The organism is Streptomyces sp. NPDC057486 (assembly GCF_042802415.1).
Classification (GTDB): Bacteria; Actinomycetota; Actinomycetes; order Streptomycetales; family Streptomycetaceae; genus Streptomyces; species Streptomyces yanii.
In genome coordinates this window covers 1-18,753 of the sequence record NZ_JBHVEE010000175.1, presented here as the reverse complement: position 1 = coordinate 18,753, position 18,753 = coordinate 1, and the positions used below count along the sequence as shown (strand labels likewise).

Annotated in this window: 19 protein-coding genes; 9 read left to right on the top strand and 10 right to left on the bottom strand. The window is 69.8% G+C overall.

All coding sequences use genetic code 11. The annotated features are described in order from the left end of the window. Positions 1 to 45 precede the first annotated feature (45 nt). A complete protein-coding gene (gene serB / locus ACFU6I_RS43300) occupies positions 46 to 1,308 on the bottom strand; it encodes a phosphoserine phosphatase SerB (protein WP_345513669.1) in 1,263 nt (420 codons plus the stop codon). Between the two features lie 266 nt (positions 1,309 to 1,574). Further along, positions 1,575 to 3,200 carry a streptophobe family protein gene (locus tag ACFU6I_RS43295; protein ID WP_384378450.1) on the bottom strand — a complete coding sequence of 542 codons (1,626 nt, stop codon included), beginning with the start codon at positions 3,198 to 3,200 and terminating at the stop codon, positions 1,575 to 1,577. A 245-nt stretch (positions 3,201 to 3,445) separates the two neighbouring features. Between ACFU6I_RS43295 and ACFU6I_RS43290 the strand changes: the two genes are divergently transcribed. Then, the gene (locus ACFU6I_RS43290; protein WP_384378447.1) at positions 3,446 to 5,992 is read left to right on the top strand and encodes an FHA domain-containing protein; all 2,547 of its coding nucleotides are present in this window, start codon (positions 3,446 to 3,448) and stop codon (positions 5,990 to 5,992) included. A 91-nt stretch (positions 5,993 to 6,083) separates the two neighbouring features. On the opposite strand, the gene ACFU6I_RS43285 is transcribed toward ACFU6I_RS43290, so the two are convergent. The 3 genes from ACFU6I_RS43285 to ACFU6I_RS43275 all read right to left on the bottom strand — a co-directional run bounded on the left by ACFU6I_RS43285 (position 6,084) and on the right by ACFU6I_RS43275 (position 8,899). After that, complete coding sequence (locus tag ACFU6I_RS43285) at positions 6,084 to 6,830, bottom strand: transglycosylase SLT domain-containing protein (protein WP_384378444.1); 747 nt, start codon at positions 6,828 to 6,830, stop codon at positions 6,084 to 6,086. Positions 6,831 to 7,100: 270 nt separating this feature from the next. Then, the gene (locus ACFU6I_RS43280) at positions 7,101 to 8,189 is read right to left on the bottom strand and encodes an S-adenosylmethionine:tRNA ribosyltransferase-isomerase (protein ID WP_384378441.1); all 1,089 of its coding nucleotides are present in this window, start codon (positions 8,187 to 8,189) and stop codon (positions 7,101 to 7,103) included. Continuing rightward, positions 8,186 to 8,899 carry an SDR family NAD(P)-dependent oxidoreductase gene (locus ACFU6I_RS43275; RefSeq protein ID WP_384378438.1) on the bottom strand — a complete coding sequence of 238 codons (714 nt, stop codon included), beginning with the start codon at positions 8,897 to 8,899 and terminating at the stop codon, positions 8,186 to 8,188. Before ACFU6I_RS43275 ends, ACFU6I_RS43280 begins: the two co-directional genes overlap by 4 nt. A 191-nt stretch (positions 8,900 to 9,090) precedes the next feature. Here ACFU6I_RS43275 and ACFU6I_RS43270 point away from each other — a divergent pair, with 191 nt between their 5' ends. The 3 genes from ACFU6I_RS43270 to ACFU6I_RS43260 all read left to right on the top strand — a co-directional run bounded on the left by ACFU6I_RS43270 (position 9,091) and on the right by ACFU6I_RS43260 (position 11,269). Continuing rightward, positions 9,091 to 10,236: a GAF domain-containing sensor histidine kinase gene (locus ACFU6I_RS43270; protein WP_384378435.1), complete on the top strand. Its 1,146-nt coding sequence runs from the start codon at positions 9,091 to 9,093 to the stop codon at positions 10,234 to 10,236. Beyond that, positions 10,229 to 10,873, top strand: a complete 645-nt coding sequence (locus ACFU6I_RS43265; protein WP_384378432.1) for a response regulator — start codon at positions 10,229 to 10,231, stop codon at positions 10,871 to 10,873. Before ACFU6I_RS43270 ends, ACFU6I_RS43265 begins: the two co-directional genes overlap by 8 nt. A gap of 147 nt (positions 10,874 to 11,020) precedes the next feature. Continuing rightward, positions 11,021 to 11,269, top strand: coding sequence for a chaplin (locus tag ACFU6I_RS43260; protein WP_345513775.1), 249 nt, complete (start codon positions 11,021 to 11,023; stop codon positions 11,267 to 11,269). A gap of 279 nt (positions 11,270 to 11,548) precedes the next feature. Here ACFU6I_RS43260 and ACFU6I_RS43255 read toward each other — a convergent pair whose 3' ends face one another. Continuing rightward, complete coding sequence (locus tag ACFU6I_RS43255) at positions 11,549 to 12,331, bottom strand: hypothetical protein (RefSeq protein ID WP_384378429.1); 783 nt, start codon at positions 12,329 to 12,331, stop codon at positions 11,549 to 11,551. Positions 12,332 to 12,454: 123 nt separating this feature from the next. On the opposite strand from ACFU6I_RS43255, the gene ACFU6I_RS43250 reads away from it, so the two are divergent. The 4 genes from ACFU6I_RS43250 to ACFU6I_RS43235 all read left to right on the top strand — a co-directional run bounded on the left by ACFU6I_RS43250 (position 12,455) and on the right by ACFU6I_RS43235 (position 15,651). Next, complete coding sequence (locus ACFU6I_RS43250) at positions 12,455 to 13,252, top strand: ABC transporter ATP-binding protein (protein ID WP_384378426.1); 798 nt, start codon at positions 12,455 to 12,457, stop codon at positions 13,250 to 13,252. Positions 13,253 to 13,336: 84 nt separating this feature from the next. Next, entirely contained in the window at positions 13,337 to 13,765 is a 429-nt protein-coding gene (locus tag ACFU6I_RS43245; protein WP_384378423.1) for an NfeD family protein, read from the top strand. Positions 13,766 to 13,891: 126 nt separating this feature from the next. Continuing rightward, entirely contained in the window at positions 13,892 to 14,821 is a 930-nt protein-coding gene (locus ACFU6I_RS43240) for an SPFH domain-containing protein (protein WP_327247127.1), read from the top strand. Between the two features lie 62 nt (positions 14,822 to 14,883). Beyond that, positions 14,884 to 15,651: a sulfite exporter TauE/SafE family protein gene (locus tag ACFU6I_RS43235; protein ID WP_384378420.1), complete on the top strand. Its 768-nt coding sequence runs from the start codon at positions 14,884 to 14,886 to the stop codon at positions 15,649 to 15,651. 69 nt (positions 15,652 to 15,720) lie between these two features. Here the strand turns inward: ACFU6I_RS43235 and ACFU6I_RS43230 are convergent, their stop codons facing one another. The 3 genes from ACFU6I_RS43230 to ACFU6I_RS43220 form a co-directional block, all read right to left on the bottom strand. Further along, positions 15,721 to 16,227, bottom strand: a complete 507-nt coding sequence (locus ACFU6I_RS43230; RefSeq protein WP_327247129.1) for an HNH endonuclease — start codon at positions 16,225 to 16,227, stop codon at positions 15,721 to 15,723. A gap of 156 nt (positions 16,228 to 16,383) precedes the next feature. Then, positions 16,384 to 16,914 (bottom strand): YbhB/YbcL family Raf kinase inhibitor-like protein, encoded by a 531-nt coding sequence (locus ACFU6I_RS43225; protein WP_384378417.1) that lies wholly within the window; start codon positions 16,912 to 16,914, stop codon positions 16,384 to 16,386. Positions 16,915 to 16,957: 43 nt separating this feature from the next. Continuing rightward, a complete protein-coding gene (locus tag ACFU6I_RS43220; RefSeq protein ID WP_384378414.1) occupies positions 16,958 to 17,740 on the bottom strand; it encodes a sporulation protein in 783 nt (260 codons plus the stop codon). Between the two features lie 72 nt (positions 17,741 to 17,812). On the opposite strand from ACFU6I_RS43220, the gene ACFU6I_RS43215 reads away from it, so the two are divergent. Then, on the top strand, positions 17,813 to 18,454 hold the full coding sequence (locus ACFU6I_RS43215) for a DNA-3-methyladenine glycosylase (protein ID WP_384378411.1): 642 nt from the start codon (positions 17,813 to 17,815) through the stop codon (positions 18,452 to 18,454). A gap of 14 nt (positions 18,455 to 18,468) precedes the next feature. Here the strand turns inward: ACFU6I_RS43215 and ACFU6I_RS43210 are convergent. Then, positions 18,469 to 18,753: hypothetical protein (locus ACFU6I_RS43210; RefSeq protein ID WP_384378408.1), on the bottom strand; the 285-nt coding region annotated here is incomplete at its 5' end.

Sequence of the window (18,753 nt, the reverse complement as noted above, 5' to 3'; positions counted from 1 at the left end):
GGGTGAGGTGCCGGGCCCATCCGCGTACCCGGAGCGGTCGATCGGTCAGGCGAGACCGTCGGCGGCCTCGACCTCTTCGCGGGTGATCCCGAGCAGATACAGCACGGTGTCCAGGAACGGCACGTTCACCGCGGTGTGCGCGGCCTCGCGGACGACCGGCTTGGCATTGAAGGCGACCCCGAGACCGGCCGTGTTCAGCATGTCCAGGTCATTCGCACCGTCACCGATCGCGACGGTCTGCGCCAGCGGCACCCCGGCCTGCTCGGCGAAGCTGCGCAGCAGCCGGGCCTTGCCCGCCCGGTCCACGACGTCGCCGACGACCCGTCCGGTGAGCTTGCCGTCGACCACTTCCAGAGTGTTGGCGGAGGCGAAGTCGAGCCCGAGCCGCTCCTTCAGGTCGTCCGTGACCTGGGTGAACCCGCCGGAGACGACGCCCACTTGATAGCCGAGCCGCTTCAGCGTGCGGATCAGGGTGCGCGCACCGGGGGTCAGTCGCACCTCGGCGCGCACCTTCTCCACCACCGACACATCGAGCCCGGCCAGCAGTGCCACCCGCGCGTGCAGCGACTGCTCGAAATCGAGCTCCCCACGCATCGCCTGCTCGGTCACCTCGGCGACCTTGTCCTCACAGCCGGCGTGCGCCGCGAACAGCTCGATGACCTCGTCCTGGATCAGCGTCGAGTCGACATCCATGACGACCAGCCGCTGCGCCCGGCGGCTCAGCCCGGCGGACACGACCGCCACATCGACGCCGATGCCGGCGGCCTCGGTCGCCAGCGCGGTCCGCAGCTCCGCGGTTCCGGTGCCGGACACGGCGAACTCGACGGCCGTGACCGGGTACTTCGCCAGCCGGAAGATCCGGTCGATGTTGCCGCCGGTCGACGTGATCGTGGCCGCTATGGCGGCGGTCGACTCGGCGGTCAGCGGGTGTCCGAGCACGGTCACATGGGAGCGCCCGTATCCACGCGGCCGGTTGTCACCGGTACCGGAGATGATCTCGGCCTGCAGCTTCAGCGATTCGGCCCAGCTGTGCACGGTCGCCCGCAGGTCGCCCTCGGTGGTACCGCCCGCGGTGGGGGTGGTGACCAGTGCGCACAGAACGATGCGGCCACGGGTGACGACCTGCTCGATGTCGACGACATCGACCGCATAGGCGGCGAGCGTGTCGAAGAGCCCGGCGGTGATTCCCGGACGGTCCTTCCCGAAGATCTTCACGAGAAGGGTGGGGGTGTCGGTGCCCTGACGGGACTCAGGGGCCTCAGAGGGCTCGGGAGACGGGGAGGACTGAGGGGACTGAGATGCGCTCATGGTGTTCCCACCGTATCGGTCTCCCTCACCCCCTCGAACCCCCGTCCCGCGGACCGGACAGGGGAAACGGTCCCCGGCCGAGCCGCCCCGGCCCCTGTCCCCGGCGGGAGTGAGCGGCCCTGCACGGCGCGTGTCGGATGCGACGGGCGATTCGGAGGAGCTCACAGGCCCCAAGGGTCCCGCCTGCCCTCCGGGCAGGATGAAGCGCCGCCCCGTCCGGGGCCGGGCGCTCTCACGGGCCGGTCCGGCCGTCGGGGACAACGCGGTCAGCCGGCCTTGGGCGGCCGGCCCGGCGGCGGCAATCCTTCCGCATCCCCCGGCCCGGGTCCGGGCCCCGGCGGGGGCACCGCCGGCCGTACGGGCGGACCGATCGGCCCCGTCACCGTTGGCGCACCATGAATCCCGTCCCCTGCCGGATCCGGATACGGACGCAGATACGGATTGGTCTCGTCGTGCGACGGCCGGTACACCCGCGACGGTGTGTACGGTCCGGGCCCCCCACCGCCACCGCTGCCTCCGCCGGCCGGCCCCGCCCCCGACGGAACCGCCCCCGCCAGCCAGGCCACCGCCGCCCCCGCGGCACCCGCGCCCGCACCCCACACCGCACCCAGCAGGGCAGCCGTCCCCGCCCGCCCGTGCAACTCGATCCCGGCGCCGAACGCGTCGAGGCCCAGCACCGAGAGCGACGCATCCGCGGACACCTGCGTCAGCCACACCAGGAGCGCCAGCGCCGACGCTGTTACGCCTCCGAGCCGCACCGCACACCGCCCCACGAACCCCGCCCCGGTCAGCTCCCCCCGGGGCGTGCGGGTCGCGGCCAGCACCCCCGCGTACAGCATCATCACCGCGGCGGCGACCGCCAGCAGCCAGACCCGGCCGTCCAGCCCGGCCAGCCGCCCGACCGTCACCGGCTCGTCGGCGGACACCCGTAACAGCTCGTCCAGCGGATCGGGCAGCACCTTGGCCAGCTCACCGGTCGCCTGCCCGTCCCACGGCACGAAGAGGCCGAGCGGCACCCCGAGCCACGCCCCGTTCGGCGCCCCGAGCAGCGCGGCGCCGACGATACGTTTCGGGTGGGCGTCGCCGACCGCCGCGTACGCCGCGGCCGCGCACCCGGCGACCACAGCGACCAGCAGCACCGACACGACCGCGGACGCCGCAGGGCGCACCGTCCGGTCCAACCGTGCCAGCCCGGACGGCAACGGGGTGCGGCGCGAGGCGAGCAGGGCGATGACCAGCACTCCGAGCACCCAACACACGCCACCTGCAAGGGACTTGGAAGAGTCGACGGTGAACCCGACCTGTGCCTGCGCCCGGGCGAGATCCGCCAGCCGGTCCGGCAGCAGTCCGATCGGATCACCGAGCCCGCCGGGCAGACCGCCACTGCCTCCCGTCCCTGGCGCCCCGCCCAGCCCCAGCGCCCCGCCGTCGATCGTCGCGACATCATGACCTGCCCAGGCGAGCCCGCCGAGCACGGCGACGAACATGGCCGCCACCGCCCCTGCGCGGACGGCGAGTTCGGCACCGGAGACCACCGCTCCCACCCCGCGCAGCGACCGCAGGAAGAAGACGGAGAGCAGCAGTGCACCGACCAGCCCCACCCCGAGCGGTGTGACCGCGAGTGCGGTGTGCGCCTCGGCGTCGTCCAGCCCGAACGCCGAGACACTGCCGGACGGGGAGACCGATCCACCCGCTCCCAGCACCACGACGGCCGCCGTCATCGGTCCCAGCGCCCCGGCCGAGTCGGCCCCGAGCAGATGCAGCCCGAGGGCCGCTGTCCCCGCCATCCCGGCCATCGCCCAGCTGACCGAGGCGATGGCCGCCGACACCACGTCACCCCACGGGATACGCCCCGTACTGCCGTCCCCGCTCCCGCGTGCGTACCCCGCCATCAGGGACCCCCTCAATCCGCGCCGGGATGCCCTGAGTTGACCTGGTCACTCTTGATCCGTACACACTCGTGGGCGCTTCCCACTCTCCGAGCCTGTTTCTCCTCCGTCAACGGTGCGTCGCAGCAGGTCTCGATTCGGTCTTGACCCCGCCCGACTTTCGTATCGGTGACTGCTCCTGGAATAGTTCCCCACGATGTTCAGCATCCCTAGACTCCCTGTGATGGGGGTAACTCGGGGGACAACTAGTGGGGCGCGGAGTGCCGGAACTCGTACTGGAATTGAATGGAAGGACCTGGACGCTCGATCCGTCCAGGCCATACACCCTCGGTCGCGATCCACAGGGCGACCTGACGATCGACGACGCCAGGGTTTCGTGGCGGCATGCCACGATCAGCTGGGCGGGCCGGAGTTGGTTCATCGAGGACCACGGTTCCACCAACGGCACCTATGTGCAGGGCCGGCGGATCCACCAGATGGAAATCGGGCCGGGTTCGGCCGTGCACCTGGGCAACGCCACTGACGGACCGCGGCTGAGCTTCAGCGGCGCCGCCGATGTGTACAGCGGTCAGGCCGCGGGCGCGCAGCAGGCCCCCGCTCAGCAGCCCCAGCAGGGCGGTGCGGGCCGGCCGGGACAGCAGCAGGACCCCGCGGCGCACCAGCAGCAGGCATGGCAGCAGCAGGGCGCGCCGCAGCAGCCTCAGGTCCCGCATCAGCAGGGCGTGGCGAAGCCGCCCGCCGCGGGCGGACCCGGTGGTGCCGCGGGGGCTCCGCCGGTCTACGGGGACCGCAGTCCGACGACGTTCCACCAGGTGGCCCTGGGCCGGGTCATGCGCATCGGTCGTGCCCTGGAGAACGAACTCGTCGTCTCCGACCTCCAGGTCTCGCGTCACCACGCCGAGTTCCACGCGACACCCGACGGCCGCTTCGAGATCCGCGATCTCGGTTCCCACAACGGCACGTACGTCAACGGTCAGCCGCTCCAGAAGTCCGGCACCGCGCTGATCGGCCCGAACGACATCGTCGGTGTCGGTCACTCGACCTTCCGTCTGGTCGGTGACCGGCTGGAAGAGTTCGTCGACACCGGTGAGGTCTCCTTCTCCGCCCGCCACCTCACGGTGACGGTCGACGGTGGGAAGCAGATCCTGAAGGACGTCTCGTTCGGCGTCCCGGAGAAGTCGCTGATCGCGGTCATCGGCCCCTCGGGTTCCGGCAAGTCCACCCTGCTCAAGGCGCTCACCGGCTACCGGCCCGCCAACCAGGGTGACGTCCTCTACGACAACCGGAACCTGTACAAGCAGTTCGCCGAGCTGCGCCAGCGCATCGGTCTCGTCCCGCAGGACGACATCCTGCACAAGGAACTCACGGTCGCCAAGGCCCTCAAGTACGCGGCCAAGCTCCGCTTCCCCGCGGACACCACCGAGGCCGAGCGCCAGTCCCGGATCCATGAGGTCCTCACCGAGCTCAAGCTCGACATCCACAAGGACAAGAAGGTCACCTCGCTCTCCGGTGGACAGCGCAAGCGTGTCTCGGTCGCCCTGGAGCTGCTCACCAAGCCGTCGCTGATCTTCCTGGACGAGCCGACCTCGGGCCTCGACCCGGGCATGGACCGCGATGTCATGCAGCTGCTGCGCGGCCTCGCCGACGACGGCCGTACGGTCCTCGTCGTCACGCACTCGGTGGCCGAGCTGGCGATCTGCGACAAGCTGCTCGTGATGGCGCCGGGCGGCTCCGTCGCGTACTTCGGTCCGCCGGAGGAAGCGCTCAACTTCTTCGGCTACACCACCTGGGCCGATGTCTTCTCCGCGTTCGAGAACTACCGCGACTACGACTGGGCGGGCCGCTGGCGCGGTTCGCAGCACTACCAGATGTACGCCGCGGACATCGACGCCGTCGCCGCACAGTCCGTACACATGCCGCCCCCGCAGCAGATGCGCCCGCCGAAGCCGCAGGGCTGGGGGACGCAGCTGTGGACGCTGATGCGCAGGTACGTGTCGGTGATCGCGTCCGACAAGGGCTTCATGGGTCTGATGGTGATCCTCCCGGCGGTGCTCGGCATCGTCAGCGTGGTCATCCCGGCCGACTTCGGCCTGGCCCCGCCGAAGCCGCCGTCCCGGTTCAACGGAGATGCCGGAACGATCATGCTGATCCTCGCGGTCGGCATGTGCTTCTCCGGTGCGGCCAACTCCGTACGAGAACTGATCAAGGAACGCGTCATCTACGAACGGGAACGGGCCACCGGCCTCTCCCGCTCCGCCTATCTGATGTCCAAGGTGATCGTCCTCGGCGTGATCACGGCCATCCAGGGCGTCATCATCTGCGGGATCGGCTTCGCCACCCGCGATCTGCCCGAAGAGGGTCTGATCATGCCGCCGGCCGTCGAGCTCTGCGTGACGATCATCGCGCTCGGCTTCACGTCGATGATGTTCGGTCTGGTGATCTCCTCGCTGGTGAAGACCTCCGAGAAGACCATGCCGCTGCTGGTCATGTTCGCGATCGTCCAGGTCGTCTTCACCGGCATCCTCTTCCAGGTGTACGGATCGCCCGGCCTGGAGCAGTTCGCCTGGCTGATGCCGTCCCGCTGGGCCATCGCGGGCGCGGGCTCGACGCTCGACCTGGCGCACCTGATGCCGCCGTGGGACCAGAAGAACCCGACCGACCTGGACCCGCTGTGGGAGCACACGGCCGGTCAGTGGGGGATGAACGTCTCGGTGCTGCTGTTCCTCGGCATCGTCTGCGGCTTCGCGGTCGCGCGACTGCTGCGCCGCCACGAGCCCGAGGTCATGCGCAAGTAGGCGTGGGCACCGCGCACGGAACGCCGAAGGGCGGCACCCCGGACCGGGTGCCGCCCTTCGGCGTGTGCGGTGCCGTGCCGTGCCGCGTCGATCAGTACGCGCTGTTGACGTTGTCGATCGAGCCGTACCGGTCGGCGGCGTAGTTGGCCGCGGCGGTGATGTTGGCGACCGGGTCGTAGATGTTCATCGAGGTACCGGGGACGTGGTACGCGTTGAACGTCGGCTGGATGACCTGCAGCAGACCGCAGGACGGGGTGCCGTTCTGGGCGTTGATGTCCCAGCCGTTGATCGCGTTCGGGTTACCGGTGGACTCGCGCATGATGTTGCGGTGCAGACCGTCGTACGAACCCGGGATGCCCTTGGCCTTCATGATGGCCAGCGCCTCGGAGATCCAGCCGTCCAGGTTGTTGGCGTAGACCGGAGTACGGGCGACGGAGCGCGTGGTGGCCTGGGAGGACCGCTTCGCGGCCTCGGCCTTGGCCTTCGCGGCGGCCTCGGCCTTGGCCTTCGCGGCTGCCTCGGCCTTCGCCTTGGCTGCGGCGGCCAGCTTCGCCTTGGCCGCGTCAGCGGCCTGCACCAGCTTCTCGGCGGTGGAGTGCTGCTCGATGATGCTGGCCTGGATGGTCCTGGCCTGCGGGGCACTGGGGGCGAGGCTGAAGGCCACCGGAGCGGCGGAAGCGGCCTGCGGCTCGGTCTGCGGCTCGGCCGGCGTCTCGGCGTGGGCCGGGACGAGGGAGAGCGAGAGAGCGGCGACGGCGACGGCGGAGACGCCCGCCACGGAGAGCTTCTGGGTCTTGTTCAGGCAGCGAATACGGCGGGGGATGCTGGACGCGGACATTCAGTCGTACCTCTTCGAATCGCTGGAGTCCTCACGGAGGACGAGACGGAAGCGACGATTCGCATCTCCGTCGGGGACGAGTGCAATTCTTAGCGGCCGCAAAATCCCGTGGCAAAGAAGTGACGTACGAAGCTGGGTAGTGGATCAGGGGAGCACTCGAACGGGACGGTCCCGGCTCATGACCACTCATGTGGGCCTTATGTATCCACTAGCCGACTTCGTAAGTGACGTGGGTCCTATGCGCGGCCTCACATCGGCCGCTTAACAACTTCACCAATCGTTGCTTCGGCAATTCGGAGCGTGAGACTCCCCTTCGGGGAGCAGCAGATGCACGTCCCCGAACTCATGCCAGAGGTACCGGTGCCGCAGCGCCTCCGGGTATGCGCACTGCAGCGCGGCCCGCCCCGCGACCGCCTCCAGCAACAACAGATGCGAGGCCTCCGGCTCGTGCAGCCCGGTCAGCAGCCCGTCCACCGCCCGCACCCCGCGCTGCGGCGTCACCACCAGATCCGTCCAGCCGGCCGCCGGCCGCACCACCCCGTCCGCGCCCGCAGACGTCTCCAGCGCCCGCACCGCCGTCGTACCGACCGCGATCACCCGCCCGCCCGCCGCCCGTGCCGCGTTGACCAGCCAGGCCGTCGTCCGCGGCACCTCGAAGCGCTCCGGGTACGGCGGCTCGTACGCCTCGGCCGACGCCACCCCGGTATGCAGCGTCAGCGGCGCGAACTGCACCCCGCGACGCACCAGCGCGGCCACCAGCCGCGGCGTGAACGGCCGCGCTGCGCTCGGCATCTCCGCCGAACCGCTCCCGTCGGGGGCCCGAACCGCGAACACCGTCTGATACGCGGACAACGGCTGGTCCCGCTCCGTGTACCCGTAGCGGATCGGCCGCCCGTACCGCCGCAGCAGCCCCGGCACCTCCGTCGACACCCGCGCCCACCACAATCTGGCGCCCGCCGCCGCACCGCCCAGCGGCTCCTGCAGCACCAGCCGCGAGCCGCCCGGCAGGTGGACGACCGTCCCCGTCGGCCCACCGCGACGCGGCACCGTCGCCCCCGTCCCGTCGGGGTGGCGCAGCTCCACCGCCCAGCGCCCGTCGTCACCCCGCGTCGAGAAGTGCACGACCACCCGCGCACCGCCGGTCCGCCCGTTCACCGCGGCGGGCAGCGTCGCAGACGTATTGACGACGAGCACGTCCCCGGCCCGCAGCTGCCCCGGCAGCTCCCGGAACGCATGGTGCGACACTTCCTGACCCCGGGACACCAGCATCCGTACGTCATCACGCCCCGCGCCGCGCTGCTCCGCCGGCACCCGGGCCGAGAGCTCCGCGGGCACCGTCAACGCGTCCAGGGCGGTCACAGCTCCACCACTGTCTCTGTTGTCTCCGACAGCGCAGGTGCCGCATACCGTCCGCTCGCGGGCCGGCGGTCCAGCAGACGCAGGAACGCGGGCACCACGCTCTCCGGACGCGGCCGCGGATCCTCGTCCTCCGGTACCGCCGCCGCATACAGATCGGTCTGCATGTCGCCCGGATCGACCGCCCACACGCGCAGCCCCGGCTCCTCCACCCCCAGCACCGCGGCCAGCTGGTCGAGCGCCGCCTTCGACGCCCCGTAACCGCCCCAGGTCTCGTACGGCTCCGCGGCCGCGTCCGAACTCACCATCACGACCGCGCCCGCCGCCGACGCCCGCAGCAGCGGCAGCGTCCCCTGCACCAGACCGAGCGCCGCCACCACATTGGTCTCCAGCGCCTGCCGGAGCCCGCCCAGCGACAGCGCGTCGAGCCGCACGAGCGGCTCCGCACCCAGCGCACTCGCATTGCTCACCAGCAGATCGAGCCCGCCGAACTCACCGGCGGCGGCCACCAGTGCCCCGCGGTGCGCGGCATCCGTGACATCCCCGGGTACGGCCGCCACCCGCGCCCCGCACGCCGCCAGCTCCTTCGCCGTCTCCCCCAGCGCGCTCTCGGTCCTGGCGTCCAGCACCAGATCCCAGCCCCGCTGAGCGAGCGCGGCTGCCAGCGCACGTCCCAGTCCCTTCGAAGCGCCCGTGATCATCGCGACAGGCATGCCAACCGTCCCCTTGTTACCTAGGCGATCACCGATGGACCTCGGCACCCCCAACGTAGGAATGCCGCCGTGCCCCGCGCCTCGTCCGCGAGCCGCACCCCCGCAAGGCACTTCGACCTAGGGCCGGCGCCCTAGGCACCGGCCGTCCGCAGGCCGATCCGGAGCCCCACCCCCGCCGGTACGGTGAGGCCATGAGCCACAGCCCACCGTCGGGCCTCGCAGCGGTGAGTGACGCGCTGCTCGCCATGAGCCGCCACCTCGAAGTGCGTGACGTCCTGAAGACCATCGTCGCCTCGGCCCGCGAACTGCTGGACGCCGAGTACGCGGCCCTGGGCGTCCCCGACGACCACGGCGGCTTCGCCCAGTTCGTCGTCGACGGCGTCAGCGACGAGCAGTGGAAGGCCATCGGCCCGCTGCCCCGGCAGCACGGCATCCTCGCCGCGATGCTCCACGAGGCGAAGCCGGAGCGCCTCGCCGACGTCCGCAAGGACCCCCGCTTCGAGGGCTGGCCGGCCGCCCACCCGGACATGTCCGACTTCCTGGGCCTGCCCATCAGGGACGGCGACGAGATCATCGGCGCGCTCTTCCTCGCCAACAAGCGCTGCCCCAAACCCCAGGGCGGCTGCGGCTTCACCGCGCAGGACGAAGCGCTGTTGTCGATCCTCGCCCAGCACGCGGCGATCGCCCTCACGAACGCCCGGCTGTACGAGCGCAGCCGCGAGCTCACCATCGCCGAGGAGCGCTCCCGCCTCGCCCACGAGCTGCACGACGCGGTCAGCCAGAAGCTGTTCTCCCTGCGGTTGACGGCCCAGGCGGCCGCCGCCCTCGTCGACCGCGACCCGGCCCGCGCCAAGGGCGAGCTCCAGCAGGTCGCCGCGCTGGCCGCGGAGGCAGTGGACGAGTTGCGCGCCGCCGTCGTCGAACTGCGCCCCGCAGCGCTCGACGAGGACGGTCTGATCGCCACGCTCCGCACCCAGGTCCAGGTCCTGGACCGCGCCCACACCGCCAAGGTCACCTTCGAGAGCCTCGGCGTACGAGCCCTGCCCGCCGCCCAGGAGGAGGCGCTGCTCCGGGTCTCCCAGGAGGCCCTGCACAACGCACTGCGCCACTCGGGCGCCGAGCAGGTCGACGTCACGCTGGCCCGTCGTGGCAGCGGCACGGTGTTGCGGATCACGGACGACGGCAGCGGATTCGAGCCCACGGCGACGCGGCAGGCGGGTCGTCATCTGGGGCTGGTGTCGATGCGGGACCGCGCGAGTGGTGTCGGTGGCAGGCTCACCGTTGAATCGGCGCCCGGCAAGGGCACCACGATCGAGATGGAGGTCCCCGGTGGCTGACAAGATCATCAGGGTGCTGCTGGTCGACGACCACCAGGTGGTCCGCCGAGGTCTGCGTACGTTCCTGGAGATCCAGGACGACATAGAGGTGGTCGGCGAGGCGGCCGACGGCGCCGAAGGAGTCGCCCGCTCCGAGGAACTCCGCCCCGACGTGGTGCTGATGGACATCAAGATGCCGGGCACCGACGGCATCGAGGCGCTCCGCAAGCTCCGCGAACTGGACAACCCGGCCAAGGTGCTGATCGTCACCAGCTTCACCGAGCAGCGGACGGTGGTTCCCGCCCTGCGTGCGGGCGCCTCCGGTTACGTGTACAAGGACGTCGACCCGGACGCGCTGGCCGGCGCCATCCGCTCGGTCCATGCGGGCCATGTCCTGCTCCAGCCGGAGGTCGCCGGGGCTCTCCTCGCCCAGGAGGACTCAGGCACCGGGACCGGCCGTGGGAGCACCCTCACCGAACGGGAGCGGGAGGTCCTCGGCCTGATAGCCGACGGCCGCTCCAACCGCGAGATCGCGCGGGCCCTGGTTCTCTCCGAGAAGACCGTCAAGACGCACGTCTCGAACATCCTGATGAAGCTGGATCTGGCGGACCGTACCCAGGCGGCGCTCTGGGCCGTACGCCACGGGGTGGCGGGCTGATCAGCGCCGAAGCGGAGCGGTTCCCTCCGGAGTGAGATTCATACTGTCGGGTGTATGTCACCCGAACGGCGCATCCCGGCGGGCCCGGGGGCGTTCTCCATGGCGTGCTGCGGCGGCCGGCCGCAGCGACGCGAGGAGGATCCTGAAGTGAAGAACCTGAAGAAGGCCGCTGCCGTCACCATGATCGCCGGTGGCATCATCGCCGCGGGCGCCGGCGCGGCCTCCGCCACCGGTCACGGCGCGGGCGCCCACGGTGTGGCGACCCACTCCCCGGGCGTGCTCAGTGGCAACGTCATCCAGGCCCCGGTCCACGTCCCGGTGAACGTGGTCGGCAACACGGTCAACGTGATCGGCCTGCTCAACCCGGCCTTCGGCAACGTCGGCCACAACGGCTGACCACCCCGGTTCTCTCGATGCCGGACGGTCCCGAAAGGGACCCGTCCGGCATCGACCATGCTGCCCCCACCACAACTCACGGCCCACCACAACTCACGGCCCACCACCACCGAGGATCGAGCCGCAACGGGGCGAGCCGCACCCGCCCGGCACGATCAAGCCCCTCCAGCGATCGAGGACGGACGGGCCACCGGACGCCCCGGCCCCGTTCCTGCGTCTGAGCGCGGTCCCGAAATCCCGACGCCGTGCGCTGATCCGCCGGGGATCACCGGACTGCCCTCACCCCCGCTCCCGCCCCTCCACATACGCGTTGTAGGCCGCCACCTGCGCCCGCCGAGCCACTCGCTCCACCGGCCGCAGCGCCGCCCCCCGGGCCGCGATCTCCGACGCGCTCACCGCCCCCCCGTGCCCGTTCTCGTACGCCAGCGAGATCAGCAGCCCCACCCGCTGCGCCAGCTCCAGCACCCGCACCGCCCGCGGCGGATATCCCGGAGCGAGCAGCTCCCGCCCCCGCTCCGCCCGCGCCCGGTACGCATCCAGCGCCGCCTCCGCCACCGGCCCGGACCCGGCCACATCGAGCCTCGACAGCGTCGCCGTCGCATCCCGCAACGCCTCCGCGAGCTCCCGCTCCGCCTCACTCAGCGACGGCACATCGGCCGGCGGCGCCTCCCGCACCGGCAGACAGCACCACACCACCTCGACGTGCAGATCACCGGCAGGCCCCGCCTCCCGCACCTCGGGCACCAGTCCGTACGGCGCACCGGACGCGATCACCGCCTCCTCCGCCTCCAGCGCCCGCGCATTGAACTCGGGCGGGCCGCTGAGCCCGAGCGGATGCCCCGGCACCGGCAGCGCGACCCGGAAGCCCGTCACTCCCAATCCGCGCAGCCGCCCCAGGGCCAGCGTGAGCCCGACCGGTCCCGCCTCACCCGGCAGCCCCTCGACGCGGTGCACCGCGTCCTCTCCGACAATCGCGAGCGCAGCGTCGTCCGGTGAGACAAGTCCGGCCAGAAGCGCGTTTCCCCATGAGGCCAGCAGCCCCGAGCGTGGTTCCGAAAGCATGGGAACAGCCTAGGGAACCGGACCTAAGAGCTGGAGCACTCCTGGGGTGGCGTAGGTTTTCCCTGGGAGCTGTGCCCACAGGCACGCGACGATCTCGAGACTGCATGGGGAGACAACGCGCTCATGAGCGATGTACTGGAGCTGGTGGACGTATCCGTGGTCCGCGACGGACGCGCTCTGGTGGACGGCGTCTCCTGGTCGGTCAAGGAGGGGGAGCGCTGGGTCATCCTCGGCCCGAACGGCGCCGGCAAGACCACCCTCCTCAACATCGCGTCCAGCTACCTCTTCCCGACCAAGGGCAGCGCCACGATCCTCGGCGAACAACTCGGCGGCGTCGGCACCGACGTCTTCGACCTGCGCCCGCGGATCGGTATCGCGGGCGTCGCCATGGCGGAGAAGCTGCCCAAGCGCCAGACCGTCCTGCAGACGGTGCTCACCGCGGCGTACGGCATGACCGCCACCTGGCACGAGAACTACGACGCCGTCGACGAGGACCGGGCCCGCGCGTTCCTCGACCGGCTCGGCATGACCGAGTTCCTCGACCGCAGGTTCGGCACCCTCTCCGAGGGCGAGCGCAAGCGCACCCTGATCGCCCGCGCCATGATGACCGACCCGGAGCTGCTGCTCCTCGACGAGCCCGCCGCAGGTCTCGACCTCGGCGGCCGCGAGGATCTGGTCCGCCGCCTCGGCCGGCTCGCACGCGACCCGTTGGCCCCCTCCATGATCATGGTGACGCACCATGTCGAGGAGATCGCCCCGGGCTTCACCCACGTCCTCATGATCCGCCAGGGCAAGGTCCTCGCCGCAGGCCCCATGGAGACCGAGCTCAGCTCCCGCAACCTCTCCCTCTGCTTCGGTCTGCCGCTCATCGTCGAGCACACCGGCGACCGATACACCGCACACGGCCTCCCGCTGTCCTGAACACCGGCGTCCTGAACGCACTGTGCCCCGAATGTCCTGATCGAAGCCCTGTCGGCGAGGGACTCACGGTCCTACCATGACCGGGTGGACATCGATGCGTGGGTGTGGTGGCTGATCGGCGCGGTCGGGCTGGGTATTCCGCTCGTCCTGACCGCGATGCCCGAGTTCGGGATGTTCGCTGTCGGAGCGGTCGTCGCGGCGGTCGTCGCCGCGCTCGGCGGCGGCATCGTGGCCCAGGTCCTGGTCTTCGTGGTCGTCTCCGTCGCTCTCATCGCGGTGGTTCGCCCGATCGCCGCCAGGCACCGCGCCGACCGGCCTCAACTGGCCACCGGCATCGATGCGCTGAAAGGCCGTCAGGCAGTCGTCCTGGAACGGGTCGACGGCAGCGGTGGCCGGATCAAGCTGGCCGGGGAGATCTGGTCGGCCCGCGCCTACGACGGAGAGCAGAGTTTTGAACCCGGCCGGCAGGTGGATGTCGTGGACATCGACGGTGCCACGGCCGTTGTCATGTGACCGAACCGCTCACACGGCGGATCTCGGTCTGCCAGACTCGATGTCGATCATCATGAGATCCGGACCTCATGAGATCCGACCCCGATCATCGCGATCCGTCGGCAACCGAAGGGCACGAGGAACACGATGCAACCGATCATCATCGTCCTGATCATTCTGGTGGTGCTCGTCTTCATCGCCCTGATCAAGACGATCCAGGTCATCCCGCAGGCCAGCGCCGCCATCGTGGAGCGCTTCGGCCGCTACACCCGCACGCTCAACGCAGGCCTGAACATCGTCGTTCCGTTCATCGACACCATCCGCAACCGGATCGACCTCCGCGAACAGGTCGTCCCGTTCCCTCCCCAGCCGGTGATCACCCAGGACAACCTGGTCGTCAATATCGACACCGTCATCTACTACCAGGTGACGGACGCGCGGGCCGCGACGTACGAAGTCGCCAGCTACATCCAGGCGATCGAGCAGCTCACCGTCACCACCCTCCGCAACATCATCGGTGGCATGGACCTGGAGCGGACCCTGACCTCCCGCGAGGAGATCAACGCCGCCCTCCGCGGTGTCCTCGACGAAGCCACCGGCAAGTGGGGTATCCGCGTCAACCGCGTCGAGCTCAAGGCGATCGAACCGCCGACCTCCATCCAGGACTCGATGGAGAAGCAGATGCGCGCCGACCGTGACAAGCGTGCCGCGATCCTCCAGGCCGAGGGAACCCGGCAGTCCGCGATCCTCACCGCGGAGGGCGAGAAGCAGTCCGCGATCCTGCGCGCCGAGGGTGAGGCCAAGGCCGCGGCCCTGCGCGCCGAGGGTGAGGCCCAGGCCATCCGGACGGTCTTCGAGTCCATCCATGCCGGCGACCCGGACCAGAAACTCCTCTCGTACCAGTACCTCCAGATGCTCCCGAAGATCGCCGAGGGCGACGCCAACAAGCTCTGGATCGTGCCGAGCGAGATCGGCGACGCTCTCAAGGGCCTCAGCGGCGCCTTCGGGAACCTCGGCAGCGGCGTCCCCGGCTTCAACACCGGCAAGGAGCGCCGCGAGGAACCCCCGGTCGACTGACGCGTACACACCATCGTGCATGATCAGTGCATCAAGCACTGATCATGCACGGGGGAATCGGAATGTCCATCTGGGAAATGCTCGCCGTCTTCGGCGCGGGCATCAGCGCGGGCGCGATCAACACGGTCGTCGGTTCCGGAACGCTGATCACCTTCCCGGTCCTCCTCGCCACCGGCCTGCCCCCGGTCACCGCCACCGTCTCCAACGCCCTCGGCCTGATCCCCGGCTCCATCAGCGGCGCCATCGGCTACCGCAAGGAACTCGCCGGACAGCGACGCCGCGTCCTCAGACTGAGCATCGGCGCGCTCATCGGCGGGCTGACCGGCGCCACCCTGCTGCTGGCCCTGCCCTCCACGGCGTTCGAGACCATCGTGCCCATCCTGGTCGCCCTGGCCCTCGTCCTGGTCATTCTGCAACCTCGCATCAGCAAAGCCGTCCGGCGCCGCCGCGAGCACAACGGCACCACCGCCCGGTCCGACGGCGGCCCGCTCCTCGTCGTCGGACTGATGCTCGCCAGCGTCTACGGCGGCTACTTCACCGCCGCCCAGGGGATCATCTACCTCTCCCTGATGGGCATGCTGCTCGACGACACGATGCAGCGCCTCAACGCCGTCAAGAACGTGCTGGCAGCGGTCGTCAACAGCGTCGCCGCGCTCTTCTTCCTCTTCGTCGCGGACTTCGACTGGACGGCCGTCGTGCTGATCGCGGTCGGCTCCGCGCTCGGCGGCCAGATCGGCGCCAAGGTCGGGCGCCGCCTCAGCCCCACCGTGCTGCGCGGTTTCATCGTGGTGGTCGGCACGGCCGCCATCGTTCAGCTGGTGCTCCGCTGAACCCGAAAGCCCGCCTCCGCATGGAGACGGGCTTTCGGTACGACGACCTGCGTGGACGACCTACGCCCGCTATGCGGCGGTCCGGTCCAACCACTCCGGCAGCGCCGACCGCTCACCGGCCCCCATCGCCAGCAGCATCGCTTCCGCGGGCGACGGTACGAAGGGCTGCCGCAGCAATGGCATCCCCGCCTGCTCCGGCGTCCGGGCCGCCTTGCGGTGATTGTCCTCGGCACAGGACGCCACCGTATTGAGCCAGGTGTCCTGGCCGCCCTGGGCGCGCGGCACGACATGGTCGACAGTCGTCGCCCGTCGCCCGCAGTACGCGCACCGGTGCTGGTCCCGTATCAGCACACCCCTTCTGGACCACGGCGCCTGTCTTCGGAACGGCACCCGTACGTACCGGCAGAGCCTGATCACCCGGGGTACCGGGATGTCCACGGCGGCACCACGCATGCGGAGATCGGGATGCGACTGCTCGACAACAGCCTTGTCCTGCAGAATCAGCACCACCGCACGGTTCAGTGTCACCGTCGACAGCGGCTCGAAGCTCGCGTTGAGAACCAGCGTGTCCCGCATCTCGCCCACCTCCCGTGTGCCGCCCACCCCCTGGCAGGCCCGGATCAACTCTGGCTGGGCGGGCCGGGATGGACAACGCAATAAAAAATGCCCTGCCCTGATCTCTCCAAGACCAGGGCAGGGCAAACAGCAGGGGAACTCTCAGCTCACGGGTTACTACGCGGGACCGGTGTACTCGCCGATCAGCTGAGCACGGCCCAGCGTGTGGAACCGCAGATTGAACCCGACCACAGCGGGCGACGCATTACTGTCCGGCCCCAGCTTCTCGCTGTCCACCGCATACACGGTGAAGACGTAGCGGTGGTTCTCCCCGGCCGGCGGTGCGGCGCCGCCGAACTCCTTCGACCCGTAGTCGTTACGGACCTGAACGGCACCGGCGGGCATTCCCTCGAACTTCCCGCTGCCCGCACCGGCCGGCAGCTCCGTGACCGATGCCGGGATGTCGAACACGACCCAGTGCCAGAATCCGCTGCCCGTCGGAGCATCCGGATCGAAGCAGGTCACGGCGAAACTCTTTGCCTCCACCAGGAACCCTTCCCACCGCAGCTGCGGCGAGGTGTTCCCGGCCGCGAACACCTGGGCGTCCGCCAGCACGGCCCCGGGAGCAAGATCGTCGCTCACCACCGTGAACGAAGGCACCTCGGGATGGAAGTCATGCGGCAGCGGCGGCCTCTTCGGCTCGGTCACGTCAGCACCTCTCCTGATCGGCTCTGGAGTCTCGCCATCGACCCTAGAGCCAGTTGCGCCGACCGCCGACCTGGGCGAGCCACTGATTGAGGTATGCCGCCCAGTCGGTCCCCCGGAAGTCGTTCAGACCGACCTTGAACGCCCGGTACGAGTCGCTGCCCTCACTGAAGAGCCCCGGCTTCTTGTCCATTTCCAGCACGACATCCATCTCGCGGTCGTCCGCGACGAACGTCAGCTCGACCTGGTTCAGCCCGCGGTACTGCTGCGGCGGGAAGAACTCGATCTCCTGGTAGAAGGGCAGCCGCTGACGCGTGCCGCGGATGTGACCACGCTCCATGTCCGCGCTGCGGAATCCGAAGCCCAGCTGCCCGAACGCGTCCAGGATCGCCTGCTGCGCCGGCAGCGGGTGGACGTTGATCGGGTCGAGGTCGCCCGAGTCCAGCGCCCGCGCGATCTCCAGTTCGGTGGTCACACCGATGTTCATGCCGCGCAGGTGCTGACCGCCGAACATCGTGATCGGCGTCTCCCACGGGATCTCGAGCCCGAACGGAACGACGTGCACGGCACCGGCCTGCACCTCGAACGCCCCACCGAGCTGCAGCTTGGTGAACTCGATGTCCTGCTTCATCTCCTGGTCGTTGCCCTCGACCTCGACGCGCGCCTGCAGACCGACCGAGAGTCCCTCGATCTGCTGCGCCACGGAACCCCCCTGGATCCGTACCTCGCCCTGGACGACCCCGCCCGGCACGACGTTGAGCTCGGTCAGCTCCGTCTCCACCGAAGCACCACCGGCACCCATGCTCGCGAGCAGCCGCTTGAAGCCCATATTTACTCCTCCTTGGTCTGACCCCTACATACGCGCCACGACCGTAGTCGGTTCCCGGTAACCTCGAACGCCATGATCGAGGGCCTGGACCGTACGCCGCTGATGCGGGATTTCTTCGACCGCCCCGTACTGGAGGTGGCACCCGACCTGCTGGGCCGGACCCTGGTACGCATCACAGGCGACGGCCCCATCGAACTCCGCCTCACCGAGGTGGAGGCGTACGCCGGCGAGATCGACCCCGGCTCGCACGCCTTCCGTGGCCGCACCGCGCGCAACAGCGTGATGTTCGGACCACCCGGCCACGCCTACGTCTACTTCACCTACGGCATGTGGCACTGCCTCAACCTGGTGTGCGGCCCCGAAGGCGTGGCGAGCGGTGTACTGCTCCGGGCGGGTGAGATCCAGGTGGGTGCTGAACTCAGCCGCAAACGTCGAATCTCGGCCCGCAGCGACCGAGAACTGGCCAAAGGCCCGGCCCGTCTGGCTACCGCCCTCGACATCGACCGAGGCCTGAACGGCACTGACACCATCGCCCACCCGGGTGCCCCCTTGTCCGTACTGCACGGCACCCCACCACCGCGCGACCTGGTACGCAACGGCCCCCGCACCGGCGTGGGCGGTGACGGAGCCGCACACCCCTGGCGCTTCTGGATCGACGGAGACCCCACGGTGAGCCTGTACCGGCCCCACGCGCCACGCCGCCGCGCAACTTGACTCGCCCCTGCCGGTCACCTAACGTAGTCCGAGCCGCTTGAACGGGTACTGCTGTCGGCACGGTCCATCGGACCGAGGTTGAGCACCCGGAAGCGACCAACCACTACCTTCGATTCACCCTGACGGGTGCGAATTCGGCATGCCGTAATCGATCCCAGCGGCTCGATTATGAGCTGCCAAGGAAATCGACTAAAGTAGCGGACACGCCGAAAGGCAAAGGCCACTCCAAAGGCCACCGGAATCAAATTCGGACCGGAAACGGAAACGAAAAAGAGTCTGGTAAGGTTGGAACCGCCGGA

Coding starts and splice junctions, on each gene's coding strand:
- ACFU6I_RS43295 (WP_384378450.1), bottom strand. CDS start 3,200: ATGGCGGGGTACGCACGCGGGAGCGGGGACGGCAGTACGGGGCGTATC.
- ACFU6I_RS43275 (WP_384378438.1), bottom strand. CDS start 8,899: ATGCCTGTCGCGATGATCACGGGCGCTTCGAAGGGACTGGGACGTGCG.
- ACFU6I_RS43270 (WP_384378435.1), top strand. CDS start 9,091: ATGAGCCACAGCCCACCGTCGGGCCTCGCAGCGGTGAGTGACGCGCTG.
- ACFU6I_RS43255 (WP_384378429.1), bottom strand. CDS start 12,331: ATGCTTTCGGAACCACGCTCGGGGCTGCTGGCCTCATGGGGAAACGCG.
- ACFU6I_RS43235 (WP_384378420.1), top strand. CDS start 14,884: ATGTCCATCTGGGAAATGCTCGCCGTCTTCGGCGCGGGCATCAGCGCG.
- serB (WP_345513669.1), bottom strand. CDS start 1,308: ATGAGCGCATCTCAGTCCCCTCAGTCCTCCCCGTCTCCCGAGCCCTCT.
- ACFU6I_RS43215 (WP_384378411.1), top strand. CDS start 17,813: ATGATCGAGGGCCTGGACCGTACGCCGCTGATGCGGGATTTCTTCGAC.
- ACFU6I_RS43240 (WP_327247127.1), top strand. CDS start 13,892: ATGCAACCGATCATCATCGTCCTGATCATTCTGGTGGTGCTCGTCTTC.
- ACFU6I_RS43285 (WP_384378444.1), bottom strand. CDS start 6,830: ATGTCCGCGTCCAGCATCCCCCGCCGTATTCGCTGCCTGAACAAGACC.
- ACFU6I_RS43220 (WP_384378414.1), bottom strand. CDS start 17,740: ATGGGCTTCAAGCGGCTGCTCGCGAGCATGGGTGCCGGTGGTGCTTCG.
- ACFU6I_RS43250 (WP_384378426.1), top strand. CDS start 12,455: ATGAGCGATGTACTGGAGCTGGTGGACGTATCCGTGGTCCGCGACGGA.
- ACFU6I_RS43230 (WP_327247129.1), bottom strand. CDS start 16,227: ATGCGGGACACGCTGGTTCTCAACGCGAGCTTCGAGCCGCTGTCGACG.